We start from the raw sequence: 23767 nt of genomic DNA, 5'->3' as shown, positions 1-23767 counted from the left end.
TCGAAAAGAGGCGGCTCTTGTGAAATTGGGCGAGTTTCGCGACTGGGCTAGCTCCTACTTCTTTATCTGTAGGGTGCGATTGTTAATCAGCTGCAGGACTTCGGTTTCGAACTCCTCGAAGAGCATAGTGGGCTTGCCGTCGTGGAAGCGGCTCCGCACTGAGACTTTGCCTTCTTCGGCTTCGCGCTCGCCTACGATCAGCACGTTTGGCACCTTGTCGAGTTCGGCGTTGCGGATCTTGGCTCCGAGCTTTTCAGAGTTGAAATCGCCGGTGGTGCGGACCCCGTTGGCCTTGAGCTGGTCGACTAGGCTCTTGGCGTAGTCTGCCACCTTGTCGGAAATCGGAAGGACGCGAACTTGCTCGGGGGCGAGCCAGGTGGGGAAGTCTCCGCCAAAATGCTCGATGAGCAGACCGCAGAAGCGTTCCATGGATCCGAAGGGGGCGCGGTGCACCATGACGGGCCGGTGCGGCTTGTTGTCAGATCCGGTGTAGCTGATGTCGAAGCGAACGGGAAGGTTGTAGTCAACTTGGACGGTGCCAAGCTGCCATTCGCGTCCGATGACGTCGCTGACCACGAAGTCGATCTTCGGGCCATAGAAAGCGGCTTCTCCTTCCACTTCGACGTAGGGCACTTCGAGAGTCTTGACGGCTTCGCGTAGAGCGTTCTCGGCCTTGTCCCAATTCTCTGGGTCGCCGACGTATTTGTCGGAATTCGGATCACGCAGTGAAACGCGGACCTTGTAGTCTTCCATGCCTAGGGAGCTGAGGACGATCTTGACGAGATCGAGGCAGCCTTGGATTTCACCCTGTAGCTGCTCTTCAGTACAGAAAATGTGGGCGTCGTCTTGAGTGAAGCCGCGAACGCGGGTCATGCCGTTCAGCTCGCCGGATTGCTCCCAGCGGTAGACGGTGCCGAACTCGGCGAGGCGCACGGGAAGATCGCGATAGGAGTGCGGCTCCGAATCGTAGATCTTGATATGCATCGGGCAGTTCATCGGCTTGAGGAGGTAGCCTTCGATGTCGCCGGTCTCGAGGTGGTTGGTCAATGTCGAGCAAGTGGCGTTATCGTTGGCCAAGTCCTGGAGCGAGTCGCGCTCGATGAGCGGCGGGAATTGGGACTCCTGATAATACGGGAAGTGGCCGGAGGTCTTGTAGAGGCCGAGTTTACCGATGTGCGGAGTGAAGACTTGGGTGTACTCCTGCTTGAGGAGTTGCTCGGAGATGAAGTCTTGCAGCTCCTGGCGGATGATGGCTCCTTTGGGCTTCCAGAGGATGAGGCCTTGGCCGACGGCTTCGTCAATGTGGAAGAGGCCCATTTCCTTGCCCACGCGACGGTGGTCGCGCTTGCGGGATTCTTCGAGCTGCTCGAGGTAAGTATTGAGTTCTTCCTTTGAAGCGAAAGCGGTGCCGTAAATGCGTTGGAGCTGCTTATTTTTCTCGTCCCCCCGGTGATAGGCGCCGGCGATGGAGAGCAGCTTGAACGCCTTGATCTTCTTTGTGTAGTTGACGTGCGAGCCGGCGCAAAGGTCGAGGAATTCGCCGTTGCGGTAGAAAGAGACTTGCTCGCCCTCTGGGATGTCGCCAAGGCGGCCGAGCTTGTAGGTTTCTTGACCGATTTCCTTGATCATATTGCGGGCCTCTTCGCGAGAAACTTCGAAACGCTCGAAGCGCTGGTTTTCCTTGATGACCTTCTTCATCTCCTCCTCGATTTTTTCGAGGTCGTCGGCGGTGAACTTGTGATCCAAGTCGAAATCGTAGTAGAACCCGGTTTCGGTTGGAGGTCCGATATCGAGCTTCGCATCCGGGAAGAGGCGAAGTACTGCAGTGGCGAGAACGTGCGACGAGGAATGTCGGATCTCTTCAAGTGGAGTCATTTGTTCTTTCATGAGGGAAATGGAGATGTGTGTTTTGGCCCAGGAAGGGCACGAATGTTCACGAAAAGCAGTGCAGTTGAAACAAATTCGTTGGAATTTTTAAGGTTTGCGGGGCGGATTAGAGGAGTCTGTTCGAGGGGATTTCAACGTTATTTGGTCGAATCTTTGGCGTGGACGGCGAGTTGGGGCGAGATTTTGAGAGGTTTGATCGGAAGGGGTCGACTTCATATTTGCGTCTCTAAAAAAACTGTAGGAGTTCCTTAGACCAATGAGTAAGTGTTCATCATCCTTGAAGTGGGAAGGCATACGAGTCGTTTGCTGCTATTGGGACTATTCCCAGATTTGCGTCGCCGGACTTCGCAGTATTCCCCAACTTGCAGGCTCGTTTACGAAGGTAGAGGTGTAATTAGTCATGCAATTATCTGATAGAAAGGTAGTTAAGACTTGGTGGCCTATTGGTGCCAGTTCTGCAATCGGTGTAGGCATGGTTCATATTCTAGAACGCAATCTTCGTCTATTAACTGCCTGCCTTATCCTTATCGCGGTCCTTAGTACGTTGAGGGCAGGTCCGGAGCGCGACATCCAAGATAGTGAGACTCCGATCAAGCAAACCATCGATTCGCTGGACCTGAGCGAAAAGCAGAAGCAGAAGGTGTTAGCGATTTTTCAAGATGCGGCCGCGAGAAAAAAGGCGATCCTAGAGGAAAGCGGCCTAACTCCAGATCTTTCCAAGCGAAAGAAGTTCAAGATCCTTCGTAAAATTAAACCCAAATTGGATGCTGTTGGCGATGAGGCTGATCGTCAACTATCTGATGTCCTGAGTCCTGCAGAAATGGAATCATTCAAGCAAGTTCGAGCGGATCTAAAGAAGGAGCTTCGAGAAAAACTCAAAGAACGAAAGTCATCGAAATCCTGATACAAGCTGTAACGCTGCTGAATGGCATTAATCGATTTGATATGCCGAAATGCGATAGGCCCCTTTTTCGGTATGGAGCGATATTGCTTGCTGCCAGCTGGCCCTTAACCGGCCTATGCTGGCTCAAACGAAAGCGATGCCTTTGTTGTGCTATACAAAAGAAAGATCCTGGCGGAAACTTATTGGAACGATTTCGATAGAGACACGAAAGGACCATCGGACTCAGCGGCCAACAGCTATGTATCTATCCTTATTGGTATAGCAATAGAGCGCGGTTTTATAGAGAGTATCGATCAAAAGACGGCTGACTTTCTGGAGGAGTGGAGCAATGTGCCCTCGAAGCAGAGCCTTCTGTTGCGTCACCATCTTTCCATGACAACTGGATGCGAAGAACGCCGCTTCGGGCTTCTTACTCTGCAAGCCTCAGAAAGCGAAAGGAAATTCGGCACCGAAGAGGATCTCGAATATCCTGTAGAAAGTCGTTGGTAGCATAACGATGCGGCTTGCCGCCTGCTCTTTCATGTTCTCGAGGAAGCGAGTGGCATGAGTCTAGCAGGAAGTAATTATTTGAACCTATTGGAATCGATCAAACGGAATGGGTCATTCGCGAAGGGTTTGAGGATGGAAAGACAGTCGATAACTACCAGTGGTTGAACTACACAGCGTTGGAAGCTGCTCGCATCTGATTTGCTAGCTTTAAACTAAGGGACTTGGAAAAGCGAGCGAATCGTATCCAACGAATGGAGTGAGGCTTCGACTAGACCTCAATACGAGTACGGCCATCTCTGGTGGCTTAACGGTGCTTCCCTTCACAGGCCCTCCCTGGCAAGAACGAGGCGCGTCAAGGGCCTAGGCCTATCGTCCTAGATGTGTCTCCAGAATCGCGGGTGCGGTCTACGCGCTAACGCAGAGAGAAGCAGTTTAGCAAAGAAATGCAGTCCATCAAGAGAATCGCTGAGCGGAGCCGTATAGTACCCGCGCTCAACTTGCCAGAGCTCTTCAGCAACGAAATCTCCAGAAGTCAACAGATCGCACTGCCAAAAAAATCTGGGAATGTCACGTTATTCGGACTTTTCCGATCAGTTGAAGAAGTCCGTGTCGCTTGAGCCAACGTACTCTTTCGACTGCTTTCGCGAGGTGCGATTGATCTCGAATTCGTTCGAACGACTGCGCGTCGTTTGCGAACGAGCTCCCTTTTTCATTCCGTCGCTTGTCATCCCTGCGAGTTGCATCAGCGACGCAATTTGTTCTTGGAGCGATCCAGACTGGGCGGTGAGCTCCTCTGCGGCGCTAGCGTTTTCTTCAGATTGAGAAGCTGCTTGCTGGGAAACTTCGTCGATTTGCACCAGACTCTGGTTTATCTGAGTTACGTTTTCCTTTTGTTCATCACTTGCTCGAGCAATTTCGTTGATAATGGCGTCGACATCAGAAAATGATCTCAGAGTTCTGCTTAGGTTTTCGCTTAGTTCCTTGGAGATGGAAACACCGCGTTCCGTGCGAGCGATAGAATTTTCGATCTGCTGAGAGGTTTGTTTGGCGGCCTCTGCACTGCGCTGAGCAAGATTGCGTACCTCATCTGCAACTACAGCGAAGCCTGAACCAGCTTCACCTGCTCGAGCTGCTTCGACTGCGGCATTGAGAGCGAGAATATTTGTTTGGAAGGCGATATCTTCGATGGTGCTTACGATACGCGCGACTTCCGTAGCGGAGGTGTGAATCTCAGTCATGGCATTCGCCATCACCTGTACGGACTTCTCGCCTTCCGCTGTGTTTTTTCTCGCCTCAGCTGATAGCTTGATAGCTGTATTAGTGTGCTCAGAATTCTTCTTCGCTTTGCTCTCCAGTTCGGACATTGCGGCGTTAGTTTCCTCGAGAGAGGACGCTTGCTCGCTGGATCCCTCGGCTAGAGCTTGGCTGGATTCGCCGACTTGTTGAGCTGCTGAGGTAATCTGGTTCGATCCTAAATCGATGGCAGTAGCGATTGAACTCAAGGTTCTGCTGGTACGTTGCGTGACGAATGCAAATGTTCCTCCACCAACCAGAATGGCTGCCAGCAGTCCCCACGATGACCAAAATTTTGTGGTGGAGACCGTTTGCTCATAGGAAGCGAGTCTGGGCTTCATGAGAGCGTTTTCCTCTTCGATCGCCTCGCTCAGAAGCCTCCTCATCTTGTCCATTGTGACCTTGCCTTCGGCTTGGTTAAACTTTGCTTCAAATTCCTCGTGTGACAACGACCCCGCGTTGAGAGCCTTCCGCTCGAGTATCGTTCTGGCCGCCTGGTTTTTGGACCACTCTTCGTGTGCTTGCTCAAGTCCGTCCAAGCGCATGAGTTGTTTTGGGTTGTCAGATACGAGCGTGTAGACTTTGTCGAATTGCTCGGAGAAATTCGATTTTCCTGCATGGTAAGGCTCAAGGAAATTTTCCTGACCCCCAACCGCGTAGCCTCGAAGTCCGGTCTCCATATCGACGAGCGATTGTCCGAGATTGCGAAGCGTTGAAGTCACATTCATCGTGTGAGCGACCCACTTCTGGTTTTCGAGAAGCTTGTTCAGATTTATGAATATCGCGACGCCGCAAATCGCTACGATTAGAAACGCAATTGAGGCAGCGACTATAGTCTGCGACCTCATGGAGGAAAGTGTTGAGGAATTCATTCGCTCCGGTTAACGGTAATGACCTACCTGCAGTTTAGGTTCTGAAATACATTTTACCGAAGTTTACTGGAGAATTCTGCCTAATTTTATTTATCGTACTATCGGTTGGGGTGGATGCCTCAGGTAATCGTTCAGCATATAATAATAATAATACCTTTTTGGATACGCCTACCAAATGAAGTAGTTCAATTTGAGGCACCGCAATCGAGGGCTGTTTTGCCCTTGGAGTTTAGCGGTTTGTTGCCAAGATTAATTCTCCGAATTTAGCGAAAGATCCGTTGCGCGAAGTCACGCAGAGATTTACGCCAAACTTGCCACTCGTGGCCGCCAGGAAAGGAGTTGAATGCTAGCTCGTGTCCGTGTTCTCGAAAATCGGATACGACCTGTTGGGTGAATTCGATCCGTTCGTCCTGCTCGCCACATGAGAGGTAGAAGATTTCTAGTTTCTCGTTAAAGGTTTCCGCTTGGGTTACAAACCCCGGTACAAAGGCCTCTGCATCGAAAGGACCGCTGCGGCGAATTCCTCCGAAGAGTCCGGTGCTGAATGCTCCTATCGAGCCGAACGTATCGGTATTGGCAAGTCCGACGATGAAGGACTGACCGCCGCCCATGGAAAGTCCGGCGAGCGCCCGCTGGGAGGCCTTGGCTTCGGTGCGGAAGTTTTCATCGATAAAAGGGACTATATTTTCCAGCAGTTCCTCGGAGAACGGAACCATACCTTCTAGGCTATATCCGAAAGGTATGCCTTCAGGGCGAGGGAGATTGCCATTTGCGATCACGACCAGCATCGGTACAGCCTTTTTCTCCGCGATGAGATTATCGAGGATGCGGTCAGTCTTGCCTTGGTTTACCCATCCGGTCTCATCTTCGCCTCCGCCGTGTTGTAGGTAAAGCACGGGATAACGTTGGTCGAGGTTTAGGTCGTAGCCCGGTGGCGTGTAAACGAAAAGGTGTCTCCAAGAATTGGTTACAGAAGAAAAGTAAAGCTGGGAGCGCAGGCTACCGTGCGGCACGTCCTTTACGTCATAGAAGTCCACTCCCGGTTCCGGTATTTCGATACCGCTGCCATGACGACTGGCTCCGTAGAAGGCGTGGCTCCCTGGGTCGAAGACCAGTGCTCCGTCGATACGAAAGGAGTAGTAGTGAAACCCCGGCTCGATGGGCGGCGTAGTGACTCTCCAAATACCCTCTTCTCCTTTTTGCATGTCATAGTTGCCTTGAGGGAGGTCGACTTGGACGTTGCTAGCCTCTGGAGCCTTGATTTCAAAGGTGCCACGACGCTCGCTATCCAGACTTGGATATTGTGATCCTGCGACATTCGATGGGGCAGGGTTTGAGTCGCTTTGGACGCCTTTCGCTATCGAACAGAGGAAGACTAAAATAGTTAAACAGCTTACAAGGGGTGTTTTCATAGGTGGCTGAATGGGTTGATTGAAATAACTTCTAGAAACGGTATTTTTGCCGTTTAACCGACTGCACTTTAGCCGCTTTACGTCAGCTCAAGGCCTGAGCGATTGCAGGTTTAAAAAAAACGGCTCAATCCTTCGAGAAGGAAAGAGCCGCGATAAGATTGTCTGCGTGCGCGATACGCTACTTCACTGCTTTATTCAGAGGCAGGACAAAGATCGATGCACTCAGGGCGGGAGAGCTCAGCCCTTCGGCGGGCTGGCTGATCTCGGTTTCGACGACCTCAACCACGCGTTTCTTACCGGGCGTGTTATGTGCGAACTCGTCAGGACCGCTAAAGTGCCACCGCGTGCCGCCGTCGCTCAAAGCGAATCCGCTTAGATCTAGGCCGACGGTGATTTCCGATTCGGTGGGATTGATCACGGAAAGGGTCAGGGCCTTGCCGTCTTCGGTGAGGGCGGCGGAAACATCCAATACGTCGTGCTCGAACTCCACTTCCACTGGAAGCGTTCCGAAATGGCGGCGATACATCGTGAGAGCGATTCCTGTGGTAGCCATTTCCGCAGCGATGCGGGTGGTCTTGATCGCTCCAATCACGTTCACCGTCTGGGCGTACAGGGCCATATCAATAATGTCGGTGTGACGGAAGTACTCGTGAAGGCCTGCGGCGATGCCCAGTCCGTCCGCTATGTCATAGACGCAGCCCAGCTCGCCGTACTTGTAGTTGCGGTGCCAGTAGTTCCACTCGGTCATGGCGATGGGCATCTGCTTACCGTCCAGTTCCTCGAGTTTTGGCTGCAGCTCGCGGTGGCCTTCTGCCTTGGTGCGGATGTTTTGGCGCATGCTTTCCAAGTGTTCGGCGATAGGACCGCGCTCGGTGTCAGACCAAGGGGTGCGCCCAGTGTAGAAGTGCTCGGAGATGTAGTCCATGTATTCGTGGCTGTCCTTGAGCATGCCCTCGGTCCAAGTGACGCCGCGACGGACTTGCACCAGATCTGTTTCGTTCACGCGTTCCAAGTCGCCCGAGGCGATCAGGATCAGGTCGGAGTCGGCTTCCAGCATGGCTTCGGCGACTCGGTTGTGCTTAAGCGTATAGTGATGCAACTGCATGTGGCCCAGCTGCCAGTTGCCCCACATCTCGTTTCCGACGCACCAGTACTCTACGTCGTAAGGCTTTTTGTTTCCGTTTTCAGCTCTCCAGCTGCCACCGATGGTGGAGGTGTCGCCATTGGCGTACTCGACCCATTGTTTGGCGGAGTAGGCGTCACCGAATCCGGTGTTAGCCGCGATCATAGGCTCGGTTTCGAGCAAGCGGCAGAAAGCGAGGAACTCATCGGTGCCGAAGTCATTGTGCTCGACGCCGGTCCAGGCCGGATTGGTGCGCGGGGGACGACGGTCGCGGTCGCCGATGCCGTCTCGCCAGTCGTACCCGCTGACGAAGTTGCCGCCCGGCCAGCGATAGATAGGGGAGTCGAGTTCCTTAAGGAGCTCGATGGTGTCGCTTCGCATACCGTTTATGTTGTCGCCTGGCATGAGGGAGAGGGTGCCCAGCTGAATCGTTCCGCTTAGCACGCGCACTGCGAGCGAGGCTCCCTGCGAGGTGGTTTCATCCGGGGTGAAGGCGAAGTCCTTTTTGGCGTATTTTTTGCCTGAGAACTTGATTACCTGCGATCTCTTTTGATCCTCGCCATCGCCCCAGTTGAGGCTGACTTCGACCTCGGCAGAGCCGCCGATTGGCTTGACCCAGAGGTAACCCGGGTACGCGAGGCCTTCTTTGATGCCGAGATCGTTTTGGCGAATGCCGCTGCCAGTGGCGATTTGCGGGGTGTGTTTACCCACGAAGCTATCCTCGGTGACCATAGTCACTCCCGAGGGCTCGCCGACGATTTCCCACGGCGATGAGGAAACGACAGGAAACTCTGTTGTGTCGATGATCCCGGGAAAGTCCGGGTCCGCAAGGGTCTGATCACCGTAGGGATCGTAGTCCTCAGTGACCGAGTGATAAAATTTCCGGTCTTCAAGCATCTCTGCCCAGATGCCTCCGTAGATGCAGCGGCCCATGTGCTCAATGAATTGACCGTAGATCATGGGGTTGATTGCTTCTGCGCGCTTATCTGCATCGATGCGTAGATCGACGTCTATCGTTGGTTGCGCCGATAAGGCAAACGGCAGGGCTCCTAGCATTAATATACTCTTTTTCAAGTTTTGTAGGGTTGTGATGTTTATTTGGTTACGATTAATTTGATTGGGCTCTGGCGAAACTGGTAGGGTTTGAATTTGATCGGGCCGACTTTGTGGAGGGAAGGGTAGTTTTCCCGTATTCAGTTTTTAGTGCTCTTTCTGTAGAGTTATTTGAAGAGACGTTTGGCGAGTTCACGAAGATTGCGCCTTTCGGTAAGCCATACGTGGCCGGTGCCCTCGGACTGGTAGTAGACGTGGTCTATGCCTATTCGACTAAGGTTAGCGTGAAAGGCGTTGAAGCCAGCCATCATACGATCGGGCTCTTGGGTGCCGTGGCCGAAGAACATGAGATCCATGCTTTCGTTGAAGGATGCAGTGTCGGCTAAGGCTCCGCCGTAGTAGGTTTCGGGATCGATGTCTCCGGGGCCGAAGTGGCCGGTGCCGCTTAGTCCTCCGATAGATGCAAACGTATCCAGGTTTTGGAGCCCTATCATATAGGCTTGGAAGCCGCCCATTGAGAATCCAGCGATCGCGCGATGGTGGCGATCTGGAATTGTGCGGTACTGCGAATCGATGAAAGGAATCACGTCCTCGATGATAACCGCTTCGAAGGACGCGAAGCGTTTTAGCATCTGGCGATTGAGTTCGTCCATGGAAACATCGGGTCCCATGCGGAAGGGAATTGGCTCTTCCTCGGGCCGCAAGGCGTATCCACGCTCCATGACGACGAGCATCGGTTCTGCGTCGCCGGACGCGATGAGGTTGTCCATGATGTGGGCGACGCGACCTTGTATCGGCCAGGCTCGCTCGTCCTCGCCACCGCCGTGCTGGAGATAGAGCACGGGGTACCTGGTGTCGGGCGACTGGTCATAACCGGGTGGGGTGTAGAGAAAGAAGCGGCGTGGTCCCTGGGTAACTGACGACTGGTACCAGCGCTCTCGCACCTCCCCGTGAGGGACATCCTGAAAATCGTAGTATGCTCCGGTATCACCGGCTTCGGGTATTTCGATGCCGCTTGTCTGCTTCCCAGTGCCATAGAAGGTTTCGCTGGAGGGGTCGTTTACCTGAACGCCATCGATGACAAGCCAGTAGTAGTGAAAACCTGGTGCCTGAGGGTCGGTGGTGACGGTCCAGGTTCCCTCTTCGTCCTTGGTCGCTGGGTAAGTCTTGTCTGTTTGAAAAGCGACACGATCGGCCTCGGGGGCCTTTACTTGGAACACGACTCTATTGTCAGGGAGGATGCGTGGGTAGGCTGAGCCGGGGGTATTGGTACTGGCGGGAGTGCCGGGAAGTTCGTCGGCGTAGGCCATGTTTATCAGGCAACTGGCGACTAACGTGAACAGGGGGAGTAGGTGACGTTTTTTCATAGGCGAGGGGTATGACAGAGTTAAATTTTCGAAATGAGGACTATCTGATTAGACGAGAATGTTTTCCAGTTTAGGCGATTCGTATCCGTGAAAGATCTACCACCACAGCCTTTCGGGGATCCAAGCGTAGGCTTTGTTTCGTGCGGCAATGCCTCCAATCCCGGGCCAAGGAACGTGGAAGCCGAAGCACCGGACTCGTTCTTCTGTGGCCTGGGCGAATACGCGTCTTCTAGCGCTGACTGCTAGTTCTGGGTTGTGGTCTAGCGCGATCGACCACGCGGGGTCGCGAAACATGAGTAAGTGGTTATGTACCAGATCCACGATATGTAGCAGGCTCTCGCCTGCGGATTGGATACGGAATATGCTATGCCCAGGGGTGTGGCCAAATCCGTCCTCGACCGTGACTAAGCCGCTAAGGGCTTGGGTTCCCACGCTTACGGTTTGAATCTGGGGAGCTAAGATTTCGAACTTTTCCTGGGCATTTCGAACCATGCCGGGAATCCAGCTCGGTGGACGCAGGGACTTCGAGAAGTCAGGATCCTTTTGCCGCCAAAAGGAGAATTCTTCCGGTGTGGTATAAATTGCGGCGTTGGGGAACAACGGCTTTCCATCGGCGTTAACGAAGCCGTCGATATGGTCTCCGTGGGCGTGGCTCAGAAATCCAGCGGTCACTTGGCTTGGATGAATCCCGATGGTGGCCAAGCCCTCCCTGAACCAACCCATGTCGGGGTTATCGACTGAGCCGAATCCTGCGTCGAAAACAACGATTTCGGAATCTTTCCGTATTACCAAGATGTTGACGTATATGGGGATGGTATCGGTTGGCTCGTAGTTTTCCTCGAGCGTTCGTTTCATTTCGTCGCGCTCGTTTTTTGGATACATCATATCCAGCCCCTGGTTGAACGAAAAGTGGCCGTCGCTAATTACCCATGCCTCGGAGTCTCCGATGGTGAACGCGTAAATCCAAGGATTGCGAACGTTATTTGGTTCGGGACGATCACTTTGCGCATGGAGTCGCGTCGATTGCGAGAGCGAGGACCCACCGAGAGCGATTGCTCCGAGGCCCAGAGCCTTCAGCATGTCTCGCCGCGAAGAGTTATGCGTTTCGTCCGGACGTTTAGTCATAGCATTTTTGATGAAAATGGCACCTATTTCGCCCAAGCCTTACCCTCCGAGGTACGACGCCATTCGAAGTAGTCGTCGAGGACTTCGAGAGATGCGGCACTGGGGACTGGACCGATAAAGGCTTCGTCATCGAAGTACATAAGCTGGCGGTTTTGCAAAGTATATTCGGGCCACTCAGGAACGCCCGGACCATTGGGGTCTCCGTGCTTGGCGAAGTTTGTCCAATAAGTTGAAACGATATCGGATAGTTCGTGGTCGGCTTCTGACAGATTGGCATCGTCCGAAGCGAGGGTTTGAAATACGTAGGGAACATCGACGCCATGGGGCATGCCATGGTCGGCCGCATCGGAATCGGCGGGGTGGTCCGCATGTTGGTCGAAATAGTAGTAGAATACTTTAGAATCGCTGGTCTTGGCTTGGAGGTTGGCCCATGCCCAAGTCTGCCATCCGAAGGCTGCGTCGCGCATGAGGTCTCGAGCGGTTTTGCTGACTCGGTCGCCAACGGGTGGATACGCAGTTATGAGTTCTTCGGCGAAGGGACCATAGCGGGTTTCAACATTGGCGGTCCATTCATCGACGCTGCCCTCGCGAGAGAAACTGAGGCCTTCGTCAGAATTGTAGCCTACCAGAACGTCGACGTGATTGTAGTCACCTTTCTCATACAGCTTGTATTGATCGTCAGGAACAACGAATCCGTCGACGATGGGCCATGAGGATCCGCTGCCCCAGCCTCCGGGGAGCTCTTTCGCAGGTACATCGCGAAGGGCCTCGATTGACGAGACTCCCGCCTTTTCCGCGTAGGTGATCCCTGATTGCTCCGCCATGGCGAGCGTACGCATATTTTCGCCCGGGTACGTGGTGGGACGACTAGGACCGAAAGAACCGCCGCTTTGGGATATGGCGGCCCGGAAGAGTCCTTTGGCCTGAGGAGACGCGCAGAGCATGCTTACGGAGATGCCTCCTGCTGATTCGCCGAAGATTGTGACTTTGTCAGGGTCGCCCCCAAAAGCGGTTATGTTGTTTTGTATCCACTCGAGTCCTGCAATTTGGTCAAGCAGTCCGTAGTTTCCGGATACGCCATTATCGGACTCGGCACTCAGTTCGGGGTGGGCCAAGAAGCCGAGGCTGCCAACTCGGTAGTTGACGCTCACGAGGATGACGCCTTTGCGGGCTAGATGTTCGCCATTGTGGACCGGTGTCGAGGTGGAACCGAAGGCGAAACCTCCCCCGTAGATCCAGACGAGAACGGGAAGTTGCTCGTCAGAGGATTTGGCCGGCGACCAGATGTTGAGGTAGAGGCAATCCTCGCTGACATTTCCCTGACCGTCGCCTTGCATGGGATCGGGGGCGAAGTCGGTGGCCTGTCGAACGCCTTCCCAAGAGGCGGCTGGTTGCGGCGCTTTCCAGCGCAAATCTCCCACTGGTGGGGCGGCGAAGGGGACGCCGCGGTAGACAGTGAGATCGTTTTCGTTCACACCTTGGACGAGGCCGTATTCCGTTTTTACCGGGTCCGGCTGGTTTGCGAAGGCGAACGTAGCCGCGACGAGGGCGAGCGAGTAGAAGAGATTCGTTTTCATATGGGATATTGCGTGTGTGTGCTACGGTAGTTGAATTTCGACTTCCTTGGATTCGCCGCGTGGGAGCGCGAAGCTATATTCAATTTCCTTGTTTCCCGCTTGGACGGTTACGGTGTAGTCTCCGAAGAAGGCGCGGGTGGCGAAGGTTCCTTCTTTGTCGGTCTTGGATTCGAGATTGGTACGCCACTGGTCGAAGAGGAGGGACTTGTAAACATCGACGCTCGGTTTTTCGGACCAATCTTCGCGGTACATGGCAGCGGTGGGTATCCAGTGAGCGTTTTCCCAGAAGCCCCACAATTGGACTCCAACTATCGATGGGTGGCTGAAAGCGAGGGTGAAGAAATCGCGGGTATAGTCCGCTTGAAGCTCTTCGTCGGTAGTGCGGATATCGAATTCGGTGATGCGAATTGGGAGGTTGAAGGCGTTCCAATAACGATCGAGGGTGGCCAGCACATTCTCAGGTGCGTTGGGCTTGCCGCCGATGTGGGCTTGCAGGCCGAGGGCGTCGAGTGGAGCGCCATTGTCAACGAGGTAACGAGCGGTGTCTTCGAAATGCTGCACGTGCTCGGCGTCTGTAGTGAAATCATGGTTACTGAAATCGTTCAGGTAGAGCATCATGTCCGGCATTTCCTCACGAGCGACCTCGAACCACTCGACCATGATTTCCTTGCCGAGGGCATCCATTAGGTCGTGATTGGTGTAGGGCTCGTTGAGGACGTCCCATTCGTAGAGGTAGTCCTTGGTAGCCGCACTTATCTCGCGGATGTGATCGAGCACGATGCCTTGGATCTGGTCCTGCTCGGGCGTGCCGAGGAGCTCACGGACTTGGTCCGGCAAGTTTCCGCGTCCTGGCCAGACCAAAACGTGTCCGCGAGTCGGGATATCGTGTTCCTGAAGCCACTTGAGTCCATCGAGGGCTTGCTCGCGGTTGAAGTTTCCTTGGAACTCGCCCAGCCAGGCTCCCCATTTGAGGTCGTTCTCCGGGCTAGCTGCATTGAAGAGTTCGAGAACCTTTTCGCGGAAGATTAAGTTGTCGGGAGTATCTACCAGAAGACGTTCGAACGGAATGGCTGTGCCCCATTCGAAAGCGCTTTCGGTTTGTGCGAGGGTGAGCTTCGCATTGCGGACTGGCTTGCCTTTGGCGTCGACGACTCGGATCGAAAGGTCGCCTTTGCGGATTTCCTCGATGCGTTCGAGAGCCGCTTCTCGCCATGCAGAGTTCGTTTCGCGTCCTTCATAAGTGAAGCGGGTGCGAGGAAGGTCACTAAAAGCCACGGCATCGCCGAAAGTGAGGCACTCGAGGCCGCCAATCTCGATGGTCTGAGCACGGTAGCCGAGGGTGAAACTGACCTGGGCTTCGAAACGTTCGTAGTCAGCGTCGGCCGTGAAAGGGACGAGAAACTCTCCCCATTCTTCTGGGGCATTGAAAGTCTCGCTGACCATGCCACGTCCCCAGCCGATAGCAGGGCGAATGCCGACGCCGATTTGCCCAAGGCCACTTTCGTCGGCTGATTCGAGGGTGCGGGCGAAGAAGCGTACAATGCCGGTGTCGCCTTTTTTCAATTCGGTGAAGCTACTGGACTGCAGTTGAACGGCGTACCAAGGCCCGGTATCGCCCTTGGTTTCGATACGCCATGCGGAGTCGAACCCGAAATCACTCTCAGTATCGACAGTGTCGATACTGACTGAGTCGAAGGCGGACGGCATAAGCTGGAGCGAGAAGGCGTCGAGGCCCGGCGAGCGAAGGAGTTGTTTGCCGCTTGGCAGCTCAGTTTGGGCACTAAGCGAAGTGAGCGCGAGAGAGAAGATGGGTATCGTCAGAATCGATTTTAGCTTCATGTAGAGTATTCGGGGGAAGAGTTAAACGGCCCCGTATGTGGCTCGCGGAGGCAACGTTCGCAAATGAAGACGCTGGGCATCCGTTGCGCAATGCATCACCTAGGAGTGTTAAGGGGGACAAGGACTACGATGGAAATCGAAATCAAAGGCGAGTAAATCCACTTTGCGGCGACCCACGTTAACAGCGGCACGTGCGCTCTATCTTTAGAGTCTAGCAGGAAACTATATCTAAAGTAAGAGTTTAACTATTCTTCTCTAGTTGATTGGGGAGACTGCCGAGATTCGAGGACAGACGCTTCGGCGCTCGGAAGGTTACTAGCCTTGGCTGTTGCAGAGCCAGTAACGACTTTTGCCTTAAGCTATTTCTCGAGGTAGACCCGTTTGTAGCCACCTTGGCGTCGGAAGTAGATTAGCAGACCGAGAAAAATCATGGCCATTGTGGCTGGAATCAAAGAGTCCACTCGGAGGGTCTTGCGATCTCCCTTCAAGCTCGAGTCGATCAAGGCTTGCTGCACTTCGCTCGGGATTTCTTGGGAGCGGGCTGCCGCTAGCTTTTTACCGTCGATCGCCGCAACCGGCTTGAAAATCAGCCAGCTATTGGAGTCTACAGCCTTCATCTCTTGGTAAATGGCAGGTGCTTCCTCTTGCAAGGCTTCGCTCGCAAAGCGGTCCTTTGCGTAACCAAGGCCAGGTAGGCCGATCAATCCGCCGGACATCATGCCGAGGCCGCCCATGATGCTAATCGCGATCGCTCCCGTGCGAGGGAAGCGGTCGCCAACCACCGCTAGCATCGTCGGCCAGAAGAAGGTCTTGCCGACACCGTATATCAACAATGCGAAAACAGCTCCTTTGAAGGATTCGATACCGCTCGAAAGGTTCAAGCCGACGAAGGCCAATATCGCGCACAGTAGGAGCAATCCGATGGGCGACAACTTTAGGTGCTCCTCGATCCATGCCGCGCAGAAACGCAGGACAAACATGGTTAGCGATGTGATGACAAACAAGAATTTGCCTTCCTCAGAGCTCAAGATGCTACCCGTAATGTTTTGTATCCATCCATCCGTGCCGAGCTCGACTGCTCCCACGAGAATGTGCGTTCCAAACAAGACGAATAGCATGACAGACCCGAGAGCAAAGCTCGTTATCTTACCAATTATGAATATCAGTGCCAAGGCGGCGATCGCCAGCACGTAGGTTGGGATCGCTGGAAAGGTCGCTTGGAAAAACAGGAATAACATCAAGGCGATCACCAATCCACCCAGCAGGCCTACATCCTTGAACATGTCACCGAGCTTGAGGCCTTTTTCAGCCGCTTCCGACTTCGGAAAGCGTTGGCCCATGAACATGATGCCATACACGACGGTAGGGATCAGGAAGATGGCCAACTGCACTTTCCACGAGACGTTCATCCGATCGTCGAGCAACCAGCCGAGCGCTCCACCGAGCACCAAGCCTAAAGGCCAGGAAGCATGCAATATATTCAAGTAGTGGGTACGGTTCTCTGGAAACAGCGTCGCTACCAGAGGGTTCGCTACCGCTTCTAGAGAACCGTTCGCCAAGGCAAAGATAAAGGTACCCCAGAACAGCCATTGATAAGCGATTGCCGTGTCCATGCCGGCAGTCGCGGTGAAGGTGACCACCGCAGAAAGCACATGCAGGAGAAAGGAGGCGACGATCAGCTTCCCATAGCCGATCGTATCAACCACTAGGCCTCCGACGAAGATACCGAAGCAGAATCCGGTGAGGCCTGCTCCACTGATCACTCCGAGCTGTGTCGCGGAAAATCCGAATTCGGCTCCCCAGTTGTCTAAGATTCCGCCGCGTACCGCAAAACCGATACCTGTGGCGAGGATAGCTGTGAAGCCAGCATACAAAAGACGTTTAGGATTAATTCGAGAGTCAGTCATGGTATCAAGGTCAATAGGTTAGGGGACAAGGAGCAGTGGGAAAGAAGGGACCTTCAAGACCCCCTGGGCAGAAAGTCTTATTTCGTATTCAAAGACCGGATATAGGCAACGACGTCGCGGATCGCTTCGTCGTCCACCAGCGTCTTGGCCATCGCAGCCATCTCGGCTCCTTTTGCATCTCGTGGATCGGACCCTCGAACGCCGTCGCGAAAGTCGCGTATTTGCTTTTGCAAGTACCAGTCTTGCTTGCCGGTGAGTTTCGGGGAAGCAAGAGTCTCATTTCCTTGGGCATCAGCTCCGTGACAAGCCGTACAGGTTGCGTAGAGAGCTTGGCCCTTATCGGGGTCGCCCTCAAGGGTGGGCTCTTCTGTAGCTGCCGGCTCGAGCGATTCGAGATAGTGAGCTAAGTGAGACATCGACATCGGTGGGCGGCTTTGCGTATTCAAGAACTGGAGTGCTCCTTTCATTGCGATGCCGCGTGGGTTTTTGAAATGAGTTCCGCGCACACCTACGTGAAACTTTTGCAGTTGAGTTTGGGTATACCAATTCTCCATTCCTCGAAGTGAGGGTGCTCCGAGCCCAATGTCTCCATTCGCGTCCGAACCGTGGCAAGCTACGCAGTGTTGCATGTAGAGCTCTTCGCCAGACGATTCGCTTCCCCATCCCCAAATTTGGGGCTCAAAGGTGTGCTTTTTCACGAAGTCTTCGTATTGCTTCTCGTCGATTTTTGCGAACTGCAGTTCCAAGCCAGCCGTACGCAATTTCAGCTGCATTTGCGTATCGGAATCTACGCGAAGGGCCATTTCCTGCAAAGCCTCAATTTCGCTGACGCTCGGTTCGTGTAGTTGCGTCTTCCATACGTCTAGCAGCGCCATGCTGGCAACTGCGATCGTTTCCGGTGGGAGTTGGTTCCATTCTCCCAGTGCCTCAAGAAGATTGCCACTTTGCCTCTCGAGGAAGAGCTTCAGGGCAACGTACTCGGGTACTTCTTCGATACTGTCAAAGCCTCTCTCGAAATCGACCGACGAACCTCCATCGAGCAAGAGCTTCACGTATGCGTCGCCATTCTCAAGCGTCGCATAAGCAAACGCTCGGCCGAGCCATGGGTCTGTTGTCAGCTGAGAGCGAAGGCTCATTAGCTCGCTGGCTCGCGCTTCCGAGGCAGGAAGGAGTCCTAACGCGAGGACTGCTTTCAAGCGGGTCTTCGGGTCAGTGTCGTCGATCTTGCTCGCGGCCAAGCTGAGCTCTTCGCTGCCGCCCACCTCCGTCAAAGCCATGACCGCATTTTTGCGAACGGCTGCGGAGGGGTGCTCCAGAGCTGACCGAACCACTGCTTCCGATTCCGATGAATCGAGATTGAATGCTCCCAGTCCCGACAAGCTCCACACCGCGTGGATGACTCGAGTGTTCAGGCCGATCGCATCTACGGTGCTGTCCTCAAGAACAATTTCGCGGAGTGATGGAATCGCTTCCCGGCGTTTTTCCCGAACCAGCTTTCGCTGAGCGGTCATTCGCCAAAAGAGGTTGTCGTTGGCCAGTGTTTCGACGAGTAGCGAAGCGTTAGCTCCGGACAAGTCGAGAGGCGCCATTGGCTCGGAGTCCTTAGCCACGATGCGATAGATCCGGCCATGGTGCTGATCTCTCAGTGGGTTCTCGTGAGCGTTCCCGGCGCCCATTTCCGCCTCGAAGCCCGCTGATTGGGTCGAGGGGCGGGGATTGTGTTGGATGATGAAATTGTACCAATCCGCAACCCAGAGCTGCCCATCCGGGCCGACGTCAGTAAAAACTGGGGATAACCACTCGTCCACTGAAGCCAATAGGGAACCGCGATTTTGGGCGACATAGCTCGAACCGTTCTCCTTCAGGAAAAACTGTCCCAGCAAATGTCCCGTCGGTCCGCCGATGAAAGCCGACGCATTCCAGTACTGCTTCGGGAATTCACGAGCGGTGTAGAGATTGAAGCCTGATCCAGCGGTGTAGCGCCCGTGGGCGTCCACCTGCAGAAACTTATGGGTGTTCGGAAAGAACTGAGTAAAGTCGTCGATCTTAGCTGCTAAGCCTGAGGGAAGGGCTGCATTTCTCTCGTACGTGAACGGTCTCCACAGGGGGACATGCCATGCTGGTGCATTGTTAGCGGTCGAGCCGAAGATCTCGAAATCCTCGCTGATACCGAGGCCCCATGTGTTGTTGCTGAAAAGACCTATCGGCTCGACTAGACCGCTGTCTGGATCCATGCGGAAAACCCCTTGGCCGAATTCGCCTTGAGTCGACTTCTCGACTTCGGAGTAACCCACCGCTCCCCAAATTTTGTTGTCGAATCCGTAGCGCAGGTTTGAAGGGCCCGCATGGGTGTCGCGGATTCCCCAGTAGTCGCTTATTGGATACTTTACATCAGCTTTGTCGTCTCCGTCCGTATCCTTGAGGAACAGAAAGTGGGGAGCTTGGGAAACGATCCATCCTCCGTCCATAGGTGTCAAACTTGTGGGGATGTTCAACCCGTCGGCGAACACCGTGAACGTGTCGGCTCGCTCGTCGCCATCCGTATCTTCGCAGATGAGAATCCGGTCGTTGCCCTGCTGGTCGGGATCGACGTTGTTCGGATAGTCCACGGATTCGGCGACGAACAGACGACCCCTCTCGTCCCAAGCGAATGCGATCGGGTTTACGATGTCCGGCTCCGCCACGAACAAACGCAGCTCGAAGCCGTCCGCTACCATGCTCAGTTTCTTGGATTCTTCCGGAGAAAACGCATTGGCGAGATCAGGAGCAGGGACCTGTTTTCTGTAGTTGGGTATCGTGTCGGCCTGCTCGTATTGCAGCTCGGGTAGACTTGCCGCCAGGCTGCGATTCGCTTCGCGTTTCTCATCGCCCACGCTCCAGAGAATCCCTCGAATCAGCAGATCGTGAAACGCTTCCTGCCCCCAAGTGGCCATGTCGTGGCCGTAAGCCGTGTAAAAAACGCGGCCCTCACCATGAGTACGCGTCCATGTCCACGGCTCGTCTTCTCTCAGCATCAACACCTCGCGCTGGTCCTCATTGTGGTCCGCATGCACGTAGGTCTCGTCCTCGGTTACGAAGCCTTCGTAACCCTGCAAGATGGGGTGAGATTCCATACCCTCTGGAATGGTAGTGGAAAACTCCTCGTAGCCATGGCTCCGAAATCGTGCTCCGACCAGATCCACGTATTCCTGGGAATGCCCGAAACAAGCGCTGGCGCTGTGGATTGGCAGAAATCCTCCGCCTTCCTCCACGAAATCGAACAGAGCCGTTTCCTGCGACTCGCTTAGCGTATTGTAATTTGCATACAGCATCAACGCGTCGGTCGCCGCCAAGTCCTCTGCATTGAGCACATCCAGCGTCTCCACATAGCGCATACGAATCTTCTCGCTACCGAGCGAACGGTTAAAGACTGGAGCGAAAACATGAGAGAGGTGGTAGCCACTTCCTTCGCGTTGGCCGTGCCCTATGAATAGGAGGTCGATAATGCCTTCATCGTTGTCCTCCTGGGCCCATAGGGAAGGGCTAATCGGATTGAACGAAGCGACTGCAGCAATCAAAGCCACTTGGTAGGTAGGGGTAAGTTTCATCTGCAAATTTGGATCTTTTTTGAAAAGGTTAGGGCGCATGTGCCCCATTGAATGGGAATGCAGGCAATTTTTAATCCAGAGAAAGCGCGAAGTCGGGCATCTTTATTTGGGCGCCGCCATTCATGGCCGACTGGTGAGCTAGAATCCCCACGCAGCTGATGTTAGCGGACTCAACCGCGTTTGGATACGGATTCGACTTGTCGAGTACTGCGCCGATAAAGTTATCTACCAGATGTGGATGCGAACCGCCGTGTCCAGCACCTTGAGTGAACGAGAGGTGCTGGTGCTCGTCGGCATCATAGACACCGCGACCTGTGAAGTGCTGAATCTGTTCCGGCAGCAGATGAGCGTAGTCCGGCACCGTAACACGCTCCGGTATTTCCGGTTCTGGCTTGCCGAGCGTATGCAGCACGGGTTCTTCTCCCTCGATCAGAGGCCACTCGTAAGACTTCTTGGAGCCGTACACGTCAAAGCTTTCTCGATACTGGCGTGCCGTCTCGAAAAGAGAGCGGTAGATTCTAGCGGCCACGTCGCTGTCCTTCATCTGGATATGGCAAGACTCGATCGCGAACGGCGATCCGTAGACGTTCGCCTGGGCTGCGTCGATCTTACCGGATCCGACGCATGAAACCGTCTCCGCTAACTTGCGTTCCAAGCCGAGTACCGGACCGACGCAATGTGTCGCGTAGTGCATGGGTGGGAGCCCGTCCCAATACCCCGGCCACCCAGCCATGTCTTGCTGGTGGCTTGCCTGTAGAAACTGGATACGCCCGAGTTCGCCTTTGTCATACATCTCCTTCACGAAGAGATATTCGCGACTGTAGACGACTGTCTCCATCATCATGTAGATGAGGCCGGTTTCTTTGGTGAGCTCCACGATACGTTTGCAGTCCTCGACGGTCGTTGCCATCGGCACCGTGCAGGCTACGTGCTTACCAGCTTCCAGGGCCTTGATCGACTGCGGGCCGTGGTCGGGGATCGGCGTATTGATATGCACTGCATCGACCTCTGGATCGGCCAGCACATCCTCGAACGAGGTGTAGCGCTTCTCAATCCCAAACTGGTCGCCGGTCGCGTTGAGATTTACCTCGTTGCGTTGGCAGATCGCATACATTTCAGCCCGCGGGTGGGCCATGTAGATGGGAATAAATTCGGCTCCGAATCCGAGCCCTATGATTGCAACTTTCATCGTATTCACTTTTTGGGGTTAACCGAGTATGTCCGATACCGTTAGGCGGACCATTCTTTTAAAAACTGCAGGCCTTTTCTCGCAAATTCGTCCTGACTCGCTGCAAAGCGTTTCCAGATACAGACTGCTTCGGCCAAGCTGGAGGAATCCGGCGAAAAGCTCTCTATCGACACCGCGGCCTCGTAACCGATGCGACGCAGCCCCTCCCGCAAGCCTGTCCAATCGCTGTTGCCTTCTCCGGGAACTCCTCGATGGCTGTCCGAAACCTGCAAGTGCAGCAAACGTTTGCCCGCCCGCTCGATCGCTTTGCAAAAATCGACTTCCTCGATGTTCATGTGAAAGCTATCTAGCGAGAGGCCGATGGCCGGGTGATCGATCTCGTCCAGCATGCGTAGAGCGTCTGCTGCCGTGTTTACCATATCCGACTCGAATCGGTTGAGGGGCTCGATGCCGAGACGTACTCCTGAGCCTTGTGCAACGCTTGCCATGCGCCGCAAGCCTGTAGCGGAACGCGACCATTCCTCTTGCCTCTCGGCTTCCGTTGGCAGGCGCTGTTTAGCGACAGGAGCGTAGAGGGGGCCGACCACAAGGGAGCTTCCCCATGTCACCGCAAGTTTGATACAAGCCTCTAGGTAAGCCTCAGCAGCCTGCACCTTGCGCGGTTCCGCGCTGGATAGGTCTCGATCGCCCACGACGGCCGCGCAAACGATCGCTTCCAAGCCGGTTACTTTCAGGGCTGTCGCGATGCTTTGGGCATCCATCGCGTCCGGGTCTTCCACCGGAATCTCTACGCAGTCAAATCCTTGCTCCGCAATTTTATGAAGAAGCGAAACATCGCTGCCATCGAAGGGAGAGGTCCAAAGCCAAGTGCTCGCGCCAAATTTCATGAAAGGGATAACAGGGTTAAGGGGCTACGTCGATCGTAGGGTTCGACCAACAGCAAGAGTCTAGCGCACCCAGCAGAATTCAGCTTGTATCGACTGGTGTAAAAATTGTATTTTTCCGCCATGCTTGAAGTGAAATCTTGGTTTTCCGAAATCGATCCATCCGTATCGCTCAATCAACTTTTCGAGCATCTGCCGGGCATCATGTACTTCGTCAAAGACCGCGAATCCCGTATATTGATGGGCAACCGCGAATTCGCCCAGCGCTGCGGTCTCTCCGTTGCCGAGGACCTTCGTGGACAGAGCGACATGGATATTTTCCCGGCATACATGGCTAGAAAGTTTCTCGCCGACGACCTCGAGATCCTGCGAAGCGGAAAGCCTTTGCTAAACCTAGTGGAGCTATTCCCATCGCGGGAGCGGCTCCCCGAGTGGTTCATTACCCAGAAGTTTCCCATGAAGGACATAGAGGGGAAAACTGTCGGCATCTGCGGCATCGTGCAAAGCTACGAGAGGATCCTCGACCATTCGAACGACGTTATCTTCACTCTCGTCGAGTACATCCGCAGCCACTATTCGGAGCCGATCTCGATTCCCGAGCTCGCCAAGAGGATTGGGCTCTCGCAGCGACAGCTTGAACGACGGTTTCAGGAAACCTTTCGCACCACTCCCAGACAGTATATCGTTCGCTTGCGGGTCCTCATTGCAAGCGACCGCCTGCTTAATAGTGACGCGCCCATCACCGAGATCGCAGTGGAGTCCGGCTTCTACGACCACAGCAGCTTCATTCGCCACTTCCGTTCCATCTTTGAGACGACTCCTCTGGCCTACCGCAAACACCGCCACCTCCCAAAATCTTAGGGGGCAAAACCCGCAGCGCGAAATCGATTGGCGCAGGGTTTTGTAGATGTCCTTCGCGGTTCAGTTTAGACTGCCGGATGCTCTCGTCAGTCAGCGGACGCTGCGGCGATGGCGGCTTCTACGAATCGTGGCCCCGATACGCCCGTCTGGGCGGGGCAAAGGCTCGCTCTGAGCGAAGAGGCGAGATTAGGGCTTGCTGGCCAGACTTCACGTTTGCGAGCAAATTGACCGTAGTTGGATTTTGGATCATTTGGAGCCTGGCATCATTTCGCGTCGGTGTCCTAAGTGTTCGAGGGCAGGAACGGACCGCCGGGCGGACTGCGTTTGAGGACCGAGTCACTGCGGCTCGCCTGGCTCACCTAAGGACACGTTGTTGTTCGGTCTCCTTTTTGACGCTC

Annotated in this window: 15 protein-coding genes; 3 read left to right on the top strand and 12 right to left on the bottom strand. The window is 54.3% G+C overall.

The annotated features are described in order from the left end of the window. Window positions 1-54: 54 nt before the first annotated feature. Entirely contained in the window at window positions 55-1887 is a 1833-nt protein-coding gene (thrS, locus tag QEH53_RS06295) for a threonine--tRNA ligase (protein WP_309022299.1), read from the bottom strand. 472 nt (window positions 1888-2359) lie between these two features. Here thrS and QEH53_RS06290 point away from each other — a divergent pair, with 472 nt between their 5' ends. Together QEH53_RS06290 and QEH53_RS06285 are read left to right on the top strand one after the other, a co-directional pair. Next, window positions 2360-2791 carry a hypothetical protein gene (locus QEH53_RS06290; RefSeq protein ID WP_309022298.1) on the top strand — a complete coding sequence of 144 codons (432 nt, stop codon included), beginning with the start codon at window positions 2360-2362 and terminating at the stop codon, window positions 2789-2791. A gap of 147 nt (window positions 2792-2938) precedes the next feature. Further along, window positions 2939-3280 carry a hypothetical protein gene (locus QEH53_RS06285; protein WP_309022297.1) on the top strand — a complete coding sequence of 114 codons (342 nt, stop codon included), beginning with the start codon at window positions 2939-2941 and terminating at the stop codon, window positions 3278-3280. Window positions 3281-3870: 590 nt separating this feature from the next. Here QEH53_RS06285 and QEH53_RS06280 read toward each other — a convergent pair. The 11 genes from QEH53_RS06280 to QEH53_RS06230 form a co-directional block, all read right to left on the bottom strand. Then, the gene (locus tag QEH53_RS06280; protein WP_309022296.1) at window positions 3871-5445 is read right to left on the bottom strand and encodes a methyl-accepting chemotaxis protein; all 1575 of its coding nucleotides are present in this window, start codon (window positions 5443-5445) and stop codon (window positions 3871-3873) included. A 263-nt stretch (window positions 5446-5708) separates the two neighbouring features. Then, entirely contained in the window at window positions 5709-6857 is a 1149-nt protein-coding gene (locus tag QEH53_RS06275; protein WP_309022295.1) for an alpha/beta hydrolase-fold protein, read from the bottom strand. Between the two features lie 178 nt (window positions 6858-7035). Beyond that, entirely contained in the window at window positions 7036-9054 is a 2019-nt protein-coding gene (locus QEH53_RS06270) for an alpha-L-arabinofuranosidase C-terminal domain-containing protein (protein WP_309022294.1), read from the bottom strand. Between the two features lie 146 nt (window positions 9055-9200). Further along, the gene (locus QEH53_RS06265) at window positions 9201-10400 is read right to left on the bottom strand and encodes an alpha/beta hydrolase-fold protein (protein WP_309022293.1); all 1200 of its coding nucleotides are present in this window, start codon (window positions 10398-10400) and stop codon (window positions 9201-9203) included. 96 nt (window positions 10401-10496) lie between these two features. Beyond that, complete coding sequence (locus QEH53_RS06260) at window positions 10497-11525, bottom strand: MBL fold metallo-hydrolase (RefSeq protein WP_309022292.1); 1029 nt, start codon at window positions 11523-11525, stop codon at window positions 10497-10499. Between the two features lie 23 nt (window positions 11526-11548). Then, window positions 11549-13102, bottom strand: coding sequence for a carboxylesterase family protein (locus QEH53_RS06255; RefSeq protein WP_309022291.1), 1554 nt, complete (start codon window positions 13100-13102; stop codon window positions 11549-11551). A 21-nt stretch (window positions 13103-13123) separates the two neighbouring features. Then, window positions 13124-14941 (bottom strand): endo-1,4-beta-xylanase, encoded by a 1818-nt coding sequence (locus tag QEH53_RS06250; RefSeq protein ID WP_309022290.1) that lies wholly within the window; start codon window positions 14939-14941, stop codon window positions 13124-13126. A 359-nt stretch (window positions 14942-15300) separates the two neighbouring features. Further along, the gene (locus QEH53_RS06245) at window positions 15301-16848 is read right to left on the bottom strand and encodes an MFS transporter (protein ID WP_309022289.1); all 1548 of its coding nucleotides are present in this window, start codon (window positions 16846-16848) and stop codon (window positions 15301-15303) included. A 77-nt stretch (window positions 16849-16925) separates the two neighbouring features. Next, window positions 16926-20435 carry a PVC-type heme-binding CxxCH protein gene (locus QEH53_RS06240; RefSeq protein WP_309022288.1) on the bottom strand — a complete coding sequence of 1170 codons (3510 nt, stop codon included), beginning with the start codon at window positions 20433-20435 and terminating at the stop codon, window positions 16926-16928. Window positions 20436-20505: 70 nt separating this feature from the next. Further along, entirely contained in the window at window positions 20506-21624 is a 1119-nt protein-coding gene (locus QEH53_RS06235) for a Gfo/Idh/MocA family oxidoreductase (RefSeq protein WP_309022287.1), read from the bottom strand. 41 nt (window positions 21625-21665) lie between these two features. Continuing rightward, entirely contained in the window at window positions 21666-22511 is an 846-nt protein-coding gene (locus tag QEH53_RS06230) for a sugar phosphate isomerase/epimerase family protein (protein WP_309022286.1), read from the bottom strand. 120 nt (window positions 22512-22631) lie between these two features. On the opposite strand from QEH53_RS06230, the gene QEH53_RS06225 reads away from it, so the two are divergent. Further along, entirely contained in the window at window positions 22632-23369 is a 738-nt protein-coding gene (locus QEH53_RS06225; RefSeq protein WP_309022285.1) for a helix-turn-helix domain-containing protein, read from the top strand. Window positions 23370-23767: the final 398 nt, after the last annotated feature.

It is taken from the genome of Pelagicoccus sp. SDUM812002 (assembly GCF_031127835.1).
GTDB lineage: Bacteria > Verrucomicrobiota > Verrucomicrobiia > Opitutales > Opitutaceae > Pelagicoccus.
This window is presented reverse-complemented; position numbering and strand designations above follow the sequence as displayed.